We start from the raw sequence: 16,617 nt of genomic DNA on the forward strand, positions 1-16,617 counted from the left end.
TCGCCTTCGCTAAAGCTATGGCGAGCCACCTCCCCGCAGGCGGGGAGGAATATCTACTGCCCCCACTCCAAGCCAATTTCGCTATATACATCCTTGGTATCGCGCCAATTGGGGTCGACTTTCACGTGCAGATAGAGATGCACCGGCGCCTCGATCAAACCGCCTAGCTCCTGGCGCGCCTTGGCGCCGATTTCCTTGATCCGGCTGCCGCCCTTGCCAAGAATAATCGCCTTCTGCGTCTCGCGCTCGACCAGTATTTGCTGGTGAATTTCCAGCGAGCCGTCAGCGCGTTCCTCATATTTTTCGGTCACCACCACACTGGCATAGGGCAGTTCGGCATGAAGCTGATGGTATAGCTGTTCGCGGGTGACCTCGGCGGCGAAGAGTCGCTGGCTCACATCGCTGACCTGTTCCTCGGGATAATGCCAAGGCCCCTCTGGCAGCGTCCGCTCCAGATAGTCGCGCAGCGGATCAATACCTTCGCCGGTTAGCGAATTGGTAAAGAACGTCTCTTCCGCACCAATCTGCGCCGACATCTCCTCCGCCAACAGCAACAGCTGTGGCTTGTCAGCGCGATCCACCTTGTTGAGGATCAGAACGACATGGCCCTTATAGCCAGTCAGAAACTCCATAATCCGCTCATCGGGATGGTGTTTTTTGCGCGAGGCATCACGCATTACCAGCACCACATCCGCGCCTTCCAGGCTATCGCGCGCGGCGGCGACCATGGCTCGGTCCATGCGGTCTTTGCCGTCGAATATCCCCGGCGTATCAAGGATCATCGCCTGGGTGTTGCCGAGCAGCGCGATGCCCGTCATGCGCGTCCGCGTGGTTTGCGCCTTGGAGCTCGTAATCGCGACCTTTTGCCCCACCAGCTGATTAACCAGCGTAGATTTCCCGGCATTGGGCGCGCCGATCAGCGCTACAGTTCCGCATCGTAAAGCCATGGTATCGCTCATGTATATTGCTTCAAAAAGGCCTGGGCGGCGGCGGTTTCAGCTTCCTGCTTGCTGCGTCCGGTTGCAGTGACCGAGCCGACAGAGGGGATAGCCGCTTCAACTGTAAAATGCAGCGCATGGTCAGGCCCAGAGCGTTCGACCAGCGTATATTCCGGCGTTCTGCGTTGGTTGGCCGCAGCCCATTCCTGCAGCAATGACTTGGGGTGTTTGTCGGGCGCACCGGCGCTGTCCATCCGTCCTTGCCAATGCTGCATGATGAACTGCTGCGCCGCTTCCATGCCCTGGTCGAGATACAGCGCGCCAATCAATGCCTCCATGACGTCACCCAATATATTGTCGCTTTCACGCCCGCCATCATCGCGCGCCTGCTTGCCGAGAATGATATGCGGCGCAAGATCAAGGCTGCGCGCAACTTCGGCACAGCTGGCGCGGGACACAAGCCGATTCAACCGTGTGGAAAGCTGTCCCTCTGGTTCATCGGGAAATTGCCGATAGAGCGCATCCGCAATAGTCAGGCCGAGAACGCGGTCGCCGAGGAATTCAAGGCGTTGATAGTCGTCCCGCTTGCCCGCACTGCCATGGGTGAAAGCGGTTTCAAACAGCGATGCATCCTTTGCCGGTGCGGGCAGTAAATCGCCGAGAAAACCATCAAGGTCGCTATCGCTCAAAACCCTTCTCCAATGCGATCCCAACGGGCGGCAGTGAACCATGTCCACGGCAGGAGCCATGACGCTGAGCCATCGGTGGAGAAAACGGTGAAGGAGGCCTTTCCGACGAGATTCTCCTGCGGGACCATGCCAATGCCTTGTCCTGCAACCTGTGGGAAGCGGCTGTCCTGACTGCGGTCGCGATTGTCACCCATCAGGAACATATGTTCCTCCGGCACGGTATAGACGCCACTATTGTCGGGGAAACCGGCATTTTGCAGGTCCAGCACCGCATAGCTTTTGCCATTGGGCAGGGTCTCGCGATAGCGCGGATAGCGGCAATGCCGCGTGCCATCCTCAGCCCGTTCCTCAAATTCCGGCCGGTAACAGGGTTCACCATCATTGGCGCTGATCATATTCTCGGTCACCGGGATGACGAAATCAGAGAGCTTCTCGCGCGGGACAAGTGTCCCGTTCAGCACCACCTCGCCATTGACGATCTGCACCGTGTCACCGGGCAACCCGATGACGCGCTTGATATAATCGACATCATTCACGGGCGGTGCCTTGAACACCACCACATCGCCGCGTTCCGGCTCGCTGGCGAAAATGCGCCCCGGGATTAGCGGCACGGAATAGGGCAGGCTGTACTTGCTGTAACCATAGGACCATTTGCTGACGAACAGATAGTCACCGATCAGCAACCGTGGCTGCATCGATTCCGACGGAATGTTGAACGGCGAGAAGACAAAGCTGCGGAAAATCAGAATGACCAGCAACAACTTTATGAGAAATTTGAAGAAATCGGTCCATTCTTCTTTTTGTGTATTGGCCTTTTCGTCCACCGTTTCGGCAGTTTTGGCACTTTCTTCGCTCATTCTTTGGCCCTTGTTGACTTTATGCCCGCTTTGGCGGCATGGCCCGACAAGGTCAAGCGGCGTCATGCCCGGCCAGTTTCTGCATGGAGTATCGAAATGACGCAATCATGGGCATGGTTGGATAAAGCCGCTGCCGCAAGCACGCCGATCGAGGATATGTTCGCGGAAGACTCAGAGCGGCTTTCGCGCCTCTCGCTCGACGTTAATTGCGGCGATGCCACGCTCTATTTTGATTTCAGTAAGACGCATCTGACGACTGATGATGTGGGCAGGTTCGCCGAGATGGCTGAGAAGTTTCATCTTTCAGCCGCACGGGAGCGGTTATTTGGTGGCGAGGTGATTAATATTACCGAAGAGCGGGCAGCTGAGCACAGTGCTGAGCGCGGCACCGGAGCCACTGAGGCGGTAGAGCGTGCCTTTAGCCTGCGACAACGCATGTATGGGCTGGTGGGCGCTATTCAGGCCGGGGCTTTTGGCGAGATCAAGCATCTTATCCATATCGGCATTGGCGGGTCGGCGCTGGGGCCGGATATGCTGTACGACGCCCTGGCGCGTGAGGATGCACAATGCGATGTTCATATCGTCTCCAATGTGGATGGCGCGGCGCTGGCAGAGGCGTTTGCCGCCTGTGATCCGCAGACAACCATGATCGCCATCGCTTCCAAGACATTCACCACGACCGAAACACTGCGCAATGCGGAAAGCGCGGTGAACTGGCTCAAGCAAGAGGGTGTCGAAGACCCCTATGGCCGTTGCATTGCGCTCACCGCCGCGCCGGAAAAAGCGAGCGAATGGGGCATTGATGATGCGCGCATCTTGCCATTTTCCGAAACCGTAGGCGGTCGCTATTCGCTATGGTCATCCATTGGCTTTCCCTTCGCTCTGGCGGGCGGGCAAGAAGCGTTTGACGCACTGCTGGCCGGCGCTGCGGCGATGGATGCGCATTTCCGCGACGCGCCTTTTGAACGCAACGCGCCGATCCTTGCTGCTTGCGTCGATCAATATTATGCGCGCGGTCGCAAGGCGCAAACGCGGGCGATATTCGCCTATGATGAGCGGCTGCGGCTGCTGCCTGATTATCTTCAGCAATTGGAGATGGAGAGTAATGGTAAGTCAGTGACGCTCAACGGTGACGTGGTTGATGTACCGACAGCCGCGATAAGCTGGGGCGGGGTCGGCACCGATGCGCAACATGCCGTTTTCCAGTTACTGCATCAGGGTACGCATATTCTGCCGATCGAATTTGTCGCCAGCGCAGAGCCGGGTCATGATCTCGACCCGGAACATCATGCGATATTGCTCTCCAACTGCTTCGCCCAAGGCGCGGCATTGATGCAGGGCAGGGCATCGGATGACCCACACCGCCATTATGGTGGTGATCGACCCTCAACCACCATCTTGCTCGATGATGTGTCACCCGCAGCTCTGGGCGCATTGATCGCCTTTTATGAGCACCGCGTTTTTGCCAATGCGGTGTTTATGAACATCAACCCGTTTGACCAGTTCGGTGTTGAATTGGGCAAAGCAATCGCCAAATCCATAGCAACTGATGCCGATACGGCATTTGATCCCTCAACACAGGCGCTGCTGAGCCGCGTTGGCTTGCAATAACCAGCCGCCGATAGAAGGAATCCGAAGATTATGACCGATTATGATTATGACCTGTTTGTCATTGGCGCCGGCTCGGGCGGTGTCCGTGCTGCGCGGGTTTCTGCCTCGTTTGGCGCCAAAGTCGCCGTTGCCGAAGAGTATCGCGTTGGCGGCACCTGCGTTATCCGTGGCTGTGTGCCGAAAAAGATGCTGGTCTATGGTTCGCACTTCTCTGAAGAGCTGGAAGACGGCAAGAATTTTGGCTGGACGTGGGACAATGCCCGGTTTGACTGGCACACCCTGCGCGATCATGTCCTGAAAGATGTGGATCGATTGAACAGTGCCTATACCGATACGCTGCAAAACCATGATGTTGAGATCATCCTGGAGCGCGCCGAGATTGCCGGACCCCATGAAGTCAAGCTGGCCAGCGGCAAAACGGTTACGGCGAAATATATCCTGATCGCCACCGGTGCATGGCCGGTTATTTCGGATTTTCCGGGCAGCGAACATATGTCGACCTCGAACGATATGTTCCATCTCGAGAAGCTGCCCAATCTCGTCATCATTTCCGGCGGCGGTTACATTGCCAATGAATTTGCCGGGATTTTCAATGGTCTTGGTAGCGAGGTGTTTGTCGTCAACCGCTCTGATGTGATCCTGCGCGGTTATGACGAAAGCCTCCGTGACCGCCTGCTGCAGATCGGCATGAGCAAGGGCATCAACTATCGTTTCAACTGCACCTTCGACAAGATAGAGAAGCGCGAAGATGGCGCGCTCGATGTCTATATGGATGGCCGTGAGATGCCGGTTGTCGCCGACGTCGTGCTGGCTGCAACCGGACGACGCCCGAAAATCGAGGGCCTAGGTTTGGAAAATGCGGGTGTCGAGATCAGCGATGATGGTGCGATTAAGGTTGATGAATATAGCCGCACCAATGTTGAGAGCATCTATGCCGTTGGTGATGTCACCGACCGGGTACAGCTGACCCCTGTCGCCATTCGCGAGGGTCAGGCTTTTGCCGAGACGGTGTTTAACAACAATCCGAAAACGGTGGACTATAACTGCATCCCGTCCGCGGTATTCTCGCAGCCGCCGATTGCCTCAGTCGGCCTCACCGAAGGCGAAGCACGCAATCGCTATGGCAATATCCGTGTCTATTCCTCGGATTTCCGCGCCATGCGCAATGTCTTTGCTGATAGGCATGAGCGCAGCCTCTACAAAATGGTAGTCGAGCATCCGACCGGCAAAATCCTGGGTCTGCATATGATCGGTCCTGATGCACCGGAAATCTTGCAGGCGGCGGCTGTTGCGGTGAAGGCGGGCCTCACCAAGGATGATTTTGACGCGACGGTTGCGCTGCACCCCAGCATGGCCGAGGAACTGGTCTTGCTGAAATAGGCAGCACCTATTACGGTCATGGCTTAATCCTGAAAGGAGAGAGCCATGACCGAGCAGCGCGTTCTGGTAACCGGCGGTACCGGCTATATTGGCGGCGAATTGATCGACCAGCTTTTGAAGAAAGGCTGGGCAGTCAACACCACGGTTCGCTCAAAAGCAAAAAGCGAGAGCAGATTGCGCAATCGCTGGCCGGATGCGGGCGACAGGTTGCAAATATTCGAAGCCGATCTGATGTCCGATAGTGGCTGGGCCGAGGCCAATCAGGGCTGCACCCATGTCGCGCATGTCGCTTCACCTTTCCCTATGGCGGTGCCGAGCAATGCCGATGAACTGATCGTCCCGGCGCGCGAAGGCACATTGCGCGCCTTGCGCTTTGCCAAAGATGCGGGCGTCACCCGCTTTGTTCAGACCAGTTCAGCAGCCGCAATTGCCTATGGCCATGGCGGAGCCAAGACGCTTTTTGACCAGAATGACTGGACCAATCTCGACGCGCCCAATGTCGCGCCCTATATCCAGTCCAAGACCGTTGCCGAACGCGCGGCGCGTGATTGGGTCTTGGAAAACGCGCCCGAGATGGAGTTTTGTTCGGTTAATCCGGTGGCTGTGCTTGGCCCGGTCGAGAATGATGATCTATCTACCTCGGTCGAGATGATCAAAATGCTTATGGATGGCTCGGTGCCGCTCATCCCCAATATGGGAATAGGCGTGGTTGATGTGCGCGACGTTGCTAAAACGCATCTGTTGGCGCTTGAAGCGCCTGCGGAAACCGTAAATGGCGAGCGTTTCCCCGCCAGCCAGAGTTTTTTATGGATGGCCGATATGGCCGCAACACTGCGCCAGCGTGTGCCGGAGCATGCCAAGAAGGTTCCTACCGGAAATATGCCGGATTTTCTGGTCAAGATTCTCGCGCTGTTTATGGCCGAGATGAAACAGGTCAAAGGTGAGCTTGGCAATTTGCGCGATGTTGACGGCAGCCATACCACCAAAACGCTAGGCTTTGATTATATCCCTGCAGAACAGTCGATTGAGGACACGGCGCGCAGTCTGGTCGCGCATGGCATCATAAAGGGCTGACAGGCCTTGCCAGCCCTTTGGCTGGGCCGTATCGCAACAGCATAATTTCAAAGAGCAAGAGGGTGCATCTATGCAGGATATTATCGAGGCGCTGGAAGCCAAGCGCGAAGCGGCGCATCTGGGCGGTGGTCAGAAACGGATCGACGCCCAGCATGCCAAGGGCAAGCTGACCGCGCGCGAACGTCTCGATATCCTGCTTGATCCGGACAGCTTTGAAGAGCTTGACCAATATGTCGAGCATAATTGCACCGATTTCGGCATGGCGGATCAGAAGATCCCCGGCGATGGTGTTGTCACCGGATCGGGCACGATCAATGGCCGTTTGGTCTATGTCTTCAGCCAGGACTTCACTGTATTCGGCGGCTCGCTGTCCGAACGCCATGCAGAGAAAATCTGCAAGGTGATGGACATGGCGATGAAGGTCGGCGCGCCGGTTATTGGTCTGAATGACTCGGGCGGTGCGCGTATTCAGGAAGGTGTCGCATCCCTGGGTGGCTATGCCGAAGTGTTCCAGCGCAATGTGCTCGCAAGCGGTGTGGTGCCGCAATTGTCGCTGATCATGGGGCCGTGTGCTGGTGGTGCGGTTTATTCGCCCGCGATGACCGACTTTATCTTCATGGTGAAGGACTCGAGCTACATGTTCGTCACCGGCCCCGATGTGGTCAAGACGGTGACCAATGAGGTGGTGACGCAGGAAGAGCTGGGTGGGGCGGTGACGCACACCACCAAAACCTCAGTCGCAGATGTCGCCTATGACAATGATATCGAGGCGCTGCTGGCGGCGCGGCGCATGATTGACTTTCTGCCGCTCTCCAATCGCGAGGATGTTCCCGAACGCCCCACCGCCGATGCCTGGGACCGGATTGAGGACAGCCTTGATACGCTGATCCCCGATAACCCCAACCAGCCCTATGATATGCATGAGCTGATCCGCAAGACACTCGACGAAGGGGATTTCTTCGAGATTCAGCCAGCACATGCGGCCAATATCATCTGCGGTTTTGGCCGGGTGGAGGGGCGCACTGTCGGTGTGGTTGCCAATCAGCCGATGGTGCTTGCCGGCTGTCTCGATATCGGCGCGTCGAAAAAGGCCGGGCGCTTTGTCCGCTTCTGCGATGCTTTTGATATTCCGATCATCACCTTTGTCGATGTGCCGGGCTTCCTGCCGGGCACGGCGCAGGAATATGGCGGCATTATCAAACATGGCGCGAAACTGCTCTTCGCCTATGCCGAGGCGACGGTGCCGAAAATCACCGTCATCACCCGCAAGGCCTATGGCGGCGCCTATGATGTGATGGCCTCAAAGCATCTGCGCGGAGACCTCAACTATGCCTGGCCCAGCGCCGAAATCGCGGTGATGGGCGCAAAAGGCGCGGTGGAGATTATCTTTCGCAAGGAGATGGGCGATCCGGAAAAGATCGCCGAGCGCACCAAGGAATATGAAGACCGCTTCGCCAACCCGTTTGTGGCGGCGGCCAAGGGCTTTATCGACGAGGTGATTATGCCGCATTCGACGCGGAAACGGATCGCGCTGGGGCTACGCAAGCTGCGCAACAAGCAGCTGGAGAACCCCTGGAAGAAGCATGATAATATTCCGCTATGAACTCCATAGCAGTTATCTTTGGTATCGTCTCTTTGGGGATATCTTACATAGGGTCTAAAACCCTCATTAATGGGCTTAAGACTGGCCAAATGTACTTCATTGTTCCGAAGCTATTTCACGCAGGGCAATTTGGTCCTTTCGATAGGCAAGACACTCCATTTTTCTTCTGGATTTCAACGTTGTGGGCAAGTTTTTTTAGTTCAGCCTTTGTCTTCTGGTTGATTTCATATTTGGGAGGCAGGTTTGAAGAATATTAATAGGGACCGAGATCGTTAGATCTTAGTCAAAACTTTGCTCATTTCCGAACACACACGAGATTTCTAATGCCCTCAGGCCTAGTTGCCCTTCTCGATGATGTAGCCGCCATCGCTAAAGCCGCCGCTGCATCGATCGATGACGCCGCCGCGATGGCCAAAGTCGCTGCGGCCTCAGCCGATGACATCGGCACAGCCGCAGCGCGGGCAGGGACCAAGACTGCCGGGGTGGTGATTGACGATGCGGCGGTGACGCCAAGCTATGTCACCGGCTTTTCGCCGGCGCGCGAATTGCCGCTGATCTGGCGCATCGCCAAGGGCTCGTTTTTCAACAAGCTGGTGATCCTGTTGCCGATTGCGGTGCTGCTTGGCCAGTTTGCGCCGTTTCTGATCCCGATCATTCTGATTATCGGCGGGCTGTTCCTCAGCTACGAGGCGGCGGAAAAGGTGCTGGAATGGCTCAAGGTCGATGAGACCAATGTGCATGAGGAACCCGCTGTGGCCGTCGGGCCAGAGCGCGAGGAGGAAATGGCATCGGGCGCGATCCGCACCGACCTGATCCTGTCGGCGGAGATCATGGCCATCGCCCTCTCCGAAGTAGCCGAGGAAGTCTGGTGGCAACAAGCGCTGGTGCTGGCGCTGATCGGCGTTGCGATTACCGTGGTGGTCTATGGCGCGGTCGCACTGATCGTCAAAATGGATGATATCGGCCTGCATCTCGCCAAGGAAAATACTGGCGCAACCGCCGCCTTCGGTCGCGGCCTAGTCGCGTTTATGCCCAAGCTGCTGACCACCATCTCGATTGTCGGCACCCTGGCCATGGCCTGGGTCGGCGGCGGATTGCTGGTGCATAATGCTGCGGTACTGGGCTGGCACGGGCCTGAGCATTGGATTGAGGGGGCAGGGCATTGGCTTTCCGCTATTGCTCCCGCCGGGCTCAGTGGTTTTGTGGAATGGCTGGTGTTTGCGGTGCTGTCCGGCATATTGGGTATTGCCATCGGCGCGATTATCGCGCCTATCGCGCACAAGCTGCTGCATTCGAGCGATCATGAGGAAGAGCAGATTGCTTAAAGGGTGGTGACTGTGCTTGAAAATTCTCGCAAAACATTATAATATCCTTATAATGATAAGGAGCTTATAATGCACAATGAGCGTGTTACCTATTTGACCAGCGCGGAACGTAAGGCAGAACTCGAAGCCTTTGCCAAGGCGCGCGGCGAATCCGTTGGCAGCGTGCTGCGCGAAGCTACCGCGCGCTATATAGCGGAGCCGCAATCTGGCCCTACACCAGAAGAGGAAGAGGCGCTGAAAGCGCTTGTTAATGAGGTTAACGACGCTATCCCGCTTATGAATGCTTCACTTGAAGATATGAGCAAAACCATCCGCAAGACCCGCAGCAAACTTGACAAGACATTGCGCGAGGCAGGAATCCGCAAATGAGCAGTTTTTCAGATGCGTTAGGCGCGCTGAAAAATGTCCTTCTTCTGCAAGATAATATGAGTCAGGTGCGACAGGATATTGCTGATCTGACCGACGATGTGGATGACCTGAATGATTATGTTGTCTCGATAGACAAACGTGTCGTCCGCATTGAAACCATGATCGAGATGTCGCAGAACGCACCTTCACAGAAAAGGTTGGAAGAATGAAACTCGGCCCCCTGAATCATGTCGGCGTTGCCACGCCATCCATTCCCGAAAGCATCGCCTTCTACCGCGATGTGATGGGTGCAACAGAAATCCATGAACCGTTCGATATGCCCGCACAGGGCGTCAAGGTGTGCTTTGTCGACACGCCTGCGCAAGACGGCGGCCAGGGCACGCAGATCGAATTGATTGAGCCACTGGGCGAGGATTCGCCAATTCACGGTTTTCTCAAAGCCAACCCCAAAGGCGGGCAGCATCATATGTGCTATGAGGTGCCCGATATCCATGTCGCCAAGGCCGAATTTGAAGCCATGGGCAAAAAGGTTCTCGGCGAGCCGCGTATCGGCGCGCATGGCACACTGATTTTCTTTGTGCATCCCAAAGATATGGGTGGGGTCTTGACCGAGATAATGGAAACGCCGAAAGACGGGTAGCAAAATAAAACCGTTGTTATCTTGAGCTTGTTTCAGAATCATATTCCCCATGCCCTAACTAACGTGGCGCCAGATGCTGAAACGCGTACAGCGTGACGAAAAAAGAGAGAGGATGTCCATGTCAGAGTTTCAGACCATCAAATATGACCTCAGCGACAATATCGCCACCATCACCCTGAATCGCCCCGAGCGGCTCAACGCCGCACCGGTGGAAATGGCCACGGAAATCAGCGATGCATTGGCACAGGCAGTCAGCGAAGGCGCACGCTGTGTGCTGATGACTGGCGAGGGCCGCGCCTTCTGTTCGGGTGCCGATCTGGCCGCTGGCAGCGACGGAAGCTCGCGTGGTCTTGGCGGTGATGGTGCCAAATGGTCGCTCAACTATGCCTATAACCCGATGATGCGGGCGCTGGCGGAATTGCCTATTCCCTTGGTCACGGCGGTCAATGGTCCGGCGGCGGGCGTCGGCTGTTCCATGGGGCTGGCTGGTGACTTTGTTGTTGCATCAGAAAGCGCGTATTTCCTGCAAGCATTCGTCAATATCGGCCTGGTGCCCGATGGCGGCGCGACATGGATGCTGCCGCGGCTGATTGGCAAGGCGCGGGCGATGGAGATGATGATGCTGGGCGAAAAGATTCGCGCGGACAGAGCCTATGAATGGGGCATGGTGCACAAGGTCGTCGATAATGACAGCCTGATGGACGAGGCACTTGCGCTGGCCAAACGTCTCGCCGAAGGGCCGACCATGGCGCTGGGTCTCATGCGCCGTCTGGCTGTGGAAAATCTCGACCGCAGCTATGCCGAAGCGCTTGATGCCGAGGCGAATGCCCAACGCGAGGCAGGCAATAGCGACGATGCGCGTATTGGCGCGGTGGCGTTCCTCAAGAAGGAAAAGGCGCAGTTTACAGGGAAGTGAATTCCATACCGCCAGTGCTGATCCTGAGCCTGTCGAAGGATCGAAGCACGTTTCGCGCAACGGACAGACGCCCTTCGACAAGCTCAGGGCCAACGGTTATATGATTGCCCATGACAGACAAACCGACTCTGAATGACTGGAATGCCCTTAAGGACAAGGAAGTAAAGGGCCGTGCTCTCGGTTGGGACACGCCTGAAGGCATCCATGTCAAACCGCTCTATACCGGCGAGGATGCGCCTGATCCGGGCCTTCCCGGCTTTGCGCCCTATACCCGTGGGGTGAAGGCCAGCATGTATGCCGGGCGGCCATGGACCATCCGCCAATATGCCGGTTTCTCAACCGCTGAAGAGTCCAACGCCTTTTACCGCCGCAATCTCGCCGCCGGGCAGAAGGGGCTGTCAGTCGCTTTCGATCTCGCCACCCATCGTGGCTATGACAGCGATCATGAGCGCGTGACGGGCGATGTCGGCAAGGCGGGTGTCGCCATCGATACGCTCGCCGATATGCAGATTCTCTTCGACCAGATTCCGCTCGACAAAATGTCCGTCTCGATGACGATGAACGGCGCGGTGATCCCGTGTCTGGCCTTTTATATCGTCGCGGCGGAAGAGCAGGGCGTGGCGCAGGATCAGCTCTCGGGCACGATCCAGAACGACATCCTCAAAGAATTCATGGTGCGCAACACCTATATCTATCCGCCTGCGCCCTCGATGCGGATTATCGCCGATATCATCGCCTATACCGCCGAACATATGCCGCGCTTCAACTCGATCTCGATTTCGGGCTACCATATGCATGAGGCTGGTGCGACGGCGGTGCAGGAGCTCGCCTATACCCTCGCCGACGGCAAGGAATATGTGAAGGCTGCGCTCGACAGAGGCATGAATATTGATGCTTTTGCCGGACGCTTAAGCTTCTTCTTCGGCATCGGCATGAACTTTTTTATGGAGGTGGCCAAGTTGCGCGCGGCGCGGACCTTATGGTCCAAGATCATCGCCGATTTTGGCGGCAATGCCCGCAGCCAGATGCTGCGTACGCATTGTCAGACCAGCGGTGTATCGCTCACCGAGCAAGACCCGTATAACAATATCATCCGCACCACGATTGAGGCGATGGCCGCGACCTTTGGCGGCACCCAGAGCCTGCACACCAACAGTTTCGACGAAGCAATTGCGCTGCCCACCGATTTCTCGGCACGTCTGGCGCGCAACACCCAGCTGATCCTGCAGGAAGAGACCGGCATGACCAATGTCGTCGATCCGCTGGGTGGCAGCTATTATATCGAGGCGCTGACCAATGAGCTGGTCGAGAAGGCCGAAGCGCTGATTGCCGAGGCTGATGCGGCAGGCGGCATGACCGAAGCCATTGCCAGCGGCTTGCCCAAACAGCGGATCGAGGAGTCTGCCGCTGCACGTCAGGCGCGGGTCGACAAGGGCGAAGATGTCATTGTCGGCGTCAATAAATACCGCTTGGAAGACGAGCCGCCGGTCGATATTCTCGAAATCGATAATGCCAAGGTCCGCGCTGAACAGATCAAGCGCATCGAAAAGACGCGCGCCGAACGCGATGAGGTCAAGGCACAGGCAGCTCTGACAGCGATTACCGAAGGTGCCAAGGCGGATGGCAATATGCTGGGCCTGGCGGTTGAAGCGGCACGCGCACGCTGCACCTTGGGTGAGATCAGCGCCGCTATGGAAGCGGTATTTGGCCGCTATGCCACCCAGCCAAATCCGGTTCGCGGAATCTATGGCGCGGCGCATGCCAATGATGCCCGCTATGCGCAGGTCGTGGATGCGGTGGAAAGCATCAAGGCGCGCAATGGTAAGGCACCAAAAATCATGGTCGCCAAAATGGGACAGGATGGTCATGATCGCGGCGCAAATGTCGTCGCCTCAGCCTTCACCGATATGGGCTTTGAGGTGGTTTCCGGCCCGCTTTTTCAGACGCCGCAGGAAACCATGGAGCAGGCGATTTCCGAGGATGTCGATGCCATCGGCGCTTCCAGCCTTGCCGCCGGACATAATACGCTGATCCCCGAACTGATCGGCAAACTCAAAGAAGCGGGCAGGCCGGATATCAAGGTGTTTGCCGGTGGCGTGATCCCGCAACAGGATTATCAGCATCTGCGCGATAATGGTGTGATCGGGATTTATGGCCCCGGTTCCAATATCGTCGAATGCGCCGCTGATGTGTTGCGTCTGTTGGGCCACAATATGCCGCCGCTGGACGAAGCGGCGGAATGATTGCCTTGCGGCTCTTTCTCATCGGCGGTGCCATAGCTCTGGCTGCACCCGCCTTTGCGCAGAGCAATGATTTCAGCGATCAGGATGCGGCAGAAGCGGAAAGCGAGCCGCTGCTCCCGGCGGCATCTTCCAGTCAGATGATCGCGGTTTTTCGTGACCTCTGCTTTGCGCCTTTCCCGTCACGCGAGGATTTTATTCGCGGCATGGAGGATAATGTGTCCGGCTTCCGGCGTGACCGCACCCGGCGCGGGCCCTGGCGCTGGGACAATGGCCGTTTTCAGCTCGATTATATCAGCGACCGCATGGCCCCTGCTGGTGTTCCTGCGCCACAATGCTCGGTTAGCGCCACCATAGCGGCGGACCCCGATCACCTCTCACTGGCGCGAAGCCTCGATAGCAAGCTTTTGATTGGCAAAGGCAAATCCTCAGGGCGCCGAGGCCGCAATTCGACTATCTGGACATTGGATTCCGGTGAGGACAGCCGTTTCCGCATTTTTTTGAAGAGCGAACCCCATGGCCCGGAACGGCTCAAGGCGCGCATGATCATTATGAAATTACCCGAATATGTGATTGAAGGGGAATAATTTCCCTTTACAGTGAAAAGCGCCCTCAGCGCATCATGCGCGTTTCCCTTGCAGGGCCCATAGCGACAAGAGGATGGTAAGGAAGCGATGACCCACAAGCCCGAAACGCTCGCCGTTCATGCCGGGACCGAGCCCGATCCGACGACCAATGCGCGCATCACGCCGATCTATCAGACATCGTCCTATGTCTTTGACAATGCCGAGCACGCAGCCGATCTTTTTGCGCTCAAAGAGTTTGGCAATATCTATTCGCGGATTATGAACCCCACCAATGCTGTGCTGGAAGCCAAGATAGCGGCATTGGAAGGCGGCGAAGGCGCACTGGCGGTGGCATCGGGCCATGCGGCGCAGCTCATTGTGTTCCATACGCTGATGGAACCAGGCTGCAATATTGTCGCGGCGAAAAAGCTCTATGGCGGATCGCTCAACCAGTTGGGTGAGAGCTTTCTGAAATTCGGATGGGAAACGCGTTTTGTCGATGCCGATGACCCCGCCAATATCGCCGCAGCGATTGACGACAAAACCCGCGCTGTCTTTATCGAGAGCCTCGCCAACCCAGGCGGTGTGGTGCAGGATATCGCTGCCATCGCGAAAGTCGCGCATGATGCCGGCGTGCCTTTGGTCGTCGACAACACTATGGCAACGCCGATGCTGTGCCGCCCGTTTGAGCATGGCGCGGATATTGTCGTCCATTCGGTGACCAAATTCCTCAACGGCCATGGCAATTCGGTCGGCGGCGTGATTGTTGACAGTGGCAAATTCGACTGGACCGCTTCCGACAAATTCCCCAGCATGACCGCGCCCAGCGGTTCCTATCATGGCGCGGTATTGAGCGAGGCGGTTGGGCCGATTGCCTTTATCATCGCCTGCCGCGTTCTCGGCCTGCGTGATTTGGGGCCTGCCATGGCGCCGATGAATGCCTTTCTGACCCTAACCGGTATGGAAACGCTGAGCCTGAGAATGGAGCGCCATTGCAGCAACGCAATTGCGCTCGCCAAATGGCTTGAGGCGCATCCTAAAATCGATTGGGTCTCCTATGCCGGACTGCGCTCCAGCGCTTATCACGAGCTTGCTCATACCTACCTAGGCGGACGCGGCGGATCGGTTTTCACCTTTGGCCTGAAAGGTGGTTATGATGCCGGGGTCAAGCTGGTGAGCAGCGTCAATCTGTTCAGCCATCTCGCCAATATCGGCGACACCCGCTCGCTGATTATCCACCCGGCATCGACGACGCACAGTCAACTGGATGAGGCCGCGCTGGTCGAGGCTGGTGCTGGACCCGATGTGGTGCGTGTGTCCGTGGGCATTGAGCATATTGATGACATTATCGCCGATATGGAACAGGCGCTGGGGACGATTTGAGCGCCATGACCGATATCCGCACCGAGTGGACGCGCGAAGAGATCGCTGCGTTGTTTGACAAGCCGCTGTTGGACCTGCTGTTTGAGGCGCAGACTGTGCATCGTGAGGTCCATGCGGCCAATGAGGTGCAGCTTTGCACGCTGTTGTCAATCAAGACCGGTGGCTGCCCGGAAGATTGCGGCTATTGCTCGCAATCGGTCCATGCCGATAGCGGGGTGGAAGCCACCAAGCTGATGGATGTGCGCGCAATCCTGCAAATGGCGGCGCAGGCCAAGGATAATGGCTCACAGCGTTTCTGTATGGGGGCGGCCTGGCGCAACCCCAAAGACCGCGACATGCCGGCGATTGTCGAGATCGTCAAAGGCGTGCGCGATATGGGGCTGGAGACCTGCATGACGCTGGGCATGCTGACGCGCAAACAGGCGGATATGCTGGCTGAGGCGGGACTCGACTATTACAACCACAATATAGACAGCTCGCCCGAATATTATGAGCGGGTGATTTCGACACGCAAGTTCGACGAGCGGATTGAGACGCTCGAGCATGTGCGCGAAAGTGGGATCAATGTCTGTTCCGGCGGCATTGTCGGCATGGGCGAAACCCGCGAGGATCGCGTCGGCTTTATCCATACGCTGGCGACGCTGCCGAAACATCCTGAAAGCGTGCCGGTCAATGCACTGGTCCCGGTCAAAGGCACAGTGCTGGGAGATATGCTCGCCGATACGCCGCTGGCCAAGATCGATGATATCGAATTTGTCCGTACCGTTGCAGTGGCACGGATCGCCATGCCCATGTCTATGGTCCGCCTCAGCGCAGGCCGCGAAAGCATGAGCGAGGCAACACAGTCGCTATGCTTTATGGCGGGAGCGAACTCGATCTTTACCGGCGACAAGCTGCTGACCGCTCCCAATGCTGGCGATGATAGCGATGCCGAGCTGTTTGCCAAGCTGGGCCTTAAAGCGTTGCAAGGTGAGGAGCCTATGCGGGCGGAGAAGATGCAGCAGGTTGTCGAGGCAGCTGAGTGAG

The 16,617-nt window shown here is 57.0% G+C and carries 16 protein-coding genes; 13 read left to right on the top strand and 3 right to left on the bottom strand.

What is annotated here, in order from left to right:
- Window positions 1-53: 53 nt before the first annotated feature.
- The 3 genes from era to lepB are packed head-to-tail and all read right to left on the bottom strand — an operon-like array spanning window position 54 to window position 2,484.
- The gene (gene era, locus RB602_RS08960) at window positions 54-959 is read right to left on the bottom strand and encodes a GTPase Era (RefSeq protein ID WP_317080224.1); all 906 of its coding nucleotides are present in this window, start codon (window positions 957-959) and stop codon (window positions 54-56) included.
- A complete protein-coding gene (gene rnc, locus RB602_RS08965) occupies window positions 956-1,627 on the bottom strand; it encodes a ribonuclease III (RefSeq protein ID WP_317080225.1) in 672 nt (223 codons plus the stop codon). Before rnc ends, era begins: the two co-directional genes overlap by 4 nt.
- Window positions 1,624-2,484 carry a signal peptidase I gene (lepB, locus tag RB602_RS08970; protein WP_317080226.1) on the bottom strand — a complete coding sequence of 287 codons (861 nt, stop codon included), beginning with the start codon at window positions 2,482-2,484 and terminating at the stop codon, window positions 1,624-1,626. Before lepB ends, rnc begins: the two co-directional genes overlap by 4 nt.
- 96 nt (window positions 2,485-2,580) lie before the next feature.
- Between lepB and pgi the strand changes: the two genes are divergently transcribed.
- From pgi to bioB, 13 genes are all read left to right on the top strand, one after another.
- Window positions 2,581-4,095 carry a glucose-6-phosphate isomerase gene (gene pgi, locus RB602_RS08975; protein ID WP_317084471.1) on the top strand — a complete coding sequence of 505 codons (1,515 nt, stop codon included), beginning with the start codon at window positions 2,581-2,583 and terminating at the stop codon, window positions 4,093-4,095.
- Window positions 4,096-4,125: 30 nt separating this feature from the next.
- Window positions 4,126-5,475: a glutathione-disulfide reductase gene (gene gorA / locus RB602_RS08980; RefSeq protein WP_317080227.1), complete on the top strand. Its 1,350-nt coding sequence runs from the start codon at window positions 4,126-4,128 to the stop codon at window positions 5,473-5,475.
- 45 nt (window positions 5,476-5,520) lie between these two features.
- Window positions 5,521-6,549, top strand: a complete 1,029-nt coding sequence (locus tag RB602_RS08985) for an NAD-dependent epimerase/dehydratase family protein (protein ID WP_317080228.1) — start codon at window positions 5,521-5,523, stop codon at window positions 6,547-6,549.
- Between the two features lie 70 nt (window positions 6,550-6,619).
- A complete protein-coding gene (locus tag RB602_RS08990) occupies window positions 6,620-8,152 on the top strand; it encodes an acyl-CoA carboxylase subunit beta (RefSeq protein WP_317080229.1) in 1,533 nt (510 codons plus the stop codon).
- Window positions 8,153-8,475: 323 nt separating this feature from the next.
- Window positions 8,476-9,477: a DUF808 domain-containing protein gene (locus RB602_RS08995; RefSeq protein WP_317080230.1), complete on the top strand. Its 1,002-nt coding sequence runs from the start codon at window positions 8,476-8,478 to the stop codon at window positions 9,475-9,477.
- A gap of 69 nt (window positions 9,478-9,546) precedes the next feature.
- Entirely contained in the window at window positions 9,547-9,846 is a 300-nt protein-coding gene (locus RB602_RS09000; protein ID WP_317080231.1) for a hypothetical protein, read from the top strand.
- Window positions 9,843-10,055: a hypothetical protein gene (locus RB602_RS09005; protein ID WP_317080232.1), complete on the top strand. Its 213-nt coding sequence runs from the start codon at window positions 9,843-9,845 to the stop codon at window positions 10,053-10,055. Before RB602_RS09000 ends, RB602_RS09005 begins: the two co-directional genes overlap by 4 nt.
- Window positions 10,052-10,486 carry a methylmalonyl-CoA epimerase gene (gene mce, locus RB602_RS09010; RefSeq protein WP_317080233.1) on the top strand — a complete coding sequence of 145 codons (435 nt, stop codon included), beginning with the start codon at window positions 10,052-10,054 and terminating at the stop codon, window positions 10,484-10,486. Before RB602_RS09005 ends, mce begins: the two co-directional genes overlap by 4 nt.
- 118 nt (window positions 10,487-10,604) lie before the next feature.
- Complete coding sequence (locus RB602_RS09015) at window positions 10,605-11,402, top strand: enoyl-CoA hydratase-related protein (RefSeq protein ID WP_406568342.1); 798 nt, start codon at window positions 10,605-10,607, stop codon at window positions 11,400-11,402.
- 110 nt (window positions 11,403-11,512) lie between these two features.
- Window positions 11,513-13,645: a methylmalonyl-CoA mutase gene (gene scpA, locus RB602_RS09020; RefSeq protein ID WP_317080235.1), complete on the top strand. Its 2,133-nt coding sequence runs from the start codon at window positions 11,513-11,515 to the stop codon at window positions 13,643-13,645.
- A gap of 5 nt (window positions 13,646-13,650) precedes the next feature.
- On the top strand, window positions 13,651-14,229 hold the full coding sequence (locus tag RB602_RS09025) for a hypothetical protein (RefSeq protein ID WP_317080236.1): 579 nt from the start codon (window positions 13,651-13,653) through the stop codon (window positions 14,227-14,229).
- A gap of 87 nt (window positions 14,230-14,316) precedes the next feature.
- Window positions 14,317-15,591, top strand: coding sequence for an O-acetylhomoserine aminocarboxypropyltransferase (locus RB602_RS09030; RefSeq protein WP_317080237.1), 1,275 nt, complete (start codon window positions 14,317-14,319; stop codon window positions 15,589-15,591).
- A gap of 5 nt (window positions 15,592-15,596) precedes the next feature.
- Window positions 15,597-16,616 (top strand): biotin synthase BioB, encoded by a 1,020-nt coding sequence (bioB, locus tag RB602_RS09035; RefSeq protein WP_317084473.1) that lies wholly within the window; start codon window positions 15,597-15,599, stop codon window positions 16,614-16,616.
- Window position 16,617: the final 1 nt, after the last annotated feature.

Source organism: Parasphingorhabdus sp. SCSIO 66989, from assembly GCF_032852305.1.
GTDB classification, from domain to species: Bacteria; Pseudomonadota; Alphaproteobacteria; order Sphingomonadales; family Sphingomonadaceae; genus Alterisphingorhabdus; species Alterisphingorhabdus coralli.

What these genes read in the sequence shown, in the direction of transcription:
- RB602_RS09000 (WP_317080231.1), top strand. Translation starts at nt 9,547, where the DNA reads ATGCACAATGAGCGTGTTACCTATTTGACCAGCGCGGAACGTAAGGCA.
- scpA (WP_317080235.1), top strand. Translation starts at nt 11,513, where the DNA reads ATGACAGACAAACCGACTCTGAATGACTGGAATGCCCTTAAGGACAAG.
- era (WP_317080224.1), bottom strand. Translation starts at nt 959, where the DNA reads ATGAGCGATACCATGGCTTTACGATGCGGAACTGTAGCGCTGATCGGC.
- RB602_RS09030 (WP_317080237.1), top strand. Translation starts at nt 14,317, where the DNA reads ATGACCCACAAGCCCGAAACGCTCGCCGTTCATGCCGGGACCGAGCCC.
- bioB (WP_317084473.1), top strand. Translation starts at nt 15,597, where the DNA reads ATGACCGATATCCGCACCGAGTGGACGCGCGAAGAGATCGCTGCGTTG.
- gorA (WP_317080227.1), top strand. Translation starts at nt 4,126, where the DNA reads ATGACCGATTATGATTATGACCTGTTTGTCATTGGCGCCGGCTCGGGC.
- RB602_RS08990 (WP_317080229.1), top strand. Translation starts at nt 6,620, where the DNA reads ATGCAGGATATTATCGAGGCGCTGGAAGCCAAGCGCGAAGCGGCGCAT.
- RB602_RS08995 (WP_317080230.1), top strand. Translation starts at nt 8,476, where the DNA reads ATGCCCTCAGGCCTAGTTGCCCTTCTCGATGATGTAGCCGCCATCGCT.
- RB602_RS08985 (WP_317080228.1), top strand. Translation starts at nt 5,521, where the DNA reads ATGACCGAGCAGCGCGTTCTGGTAACCGGCGGTACCGGCTATATTGGC.
- pgi (WP_317084471.1), top strand. Translation starts at nt 2,581, where the DNA reads ATGACGCAATCATGGGCATGGTTGGATAAAGCCGCTGCCGCAAGCACG.
- RB602_RS09005 (WP_317080232.1), top strand. Translation starts at nt 9,843, where the DNA reads ATGAGCAGTTTTTCAGATGCGTTAGGCGCGCTGAAAAATGTCCTTCTT.
- mce (WP_317080233.1), top strand. Translation starts at nt 10,052, where the DNA reads ATGAAACTCGGCCCCCTGAATCATGTCGGCGTTGCCACGCCATCCATT.
- lepB (WP_317080226.1), bottom strand. Translation starts at nt 2,484, where the DNA reads ATGAGCGAAGAAAGTGCCAAAACTGCCGAAACGGTGGACGAAAAGGCC.
- RB602_RS09015 (WP_406568342.1), top strand. Translation starts at nt 10,605, where the DNA reads ATGTCAGAGTTTCAGACCATCAAATATGACCTCAGCGACAATATCGCC.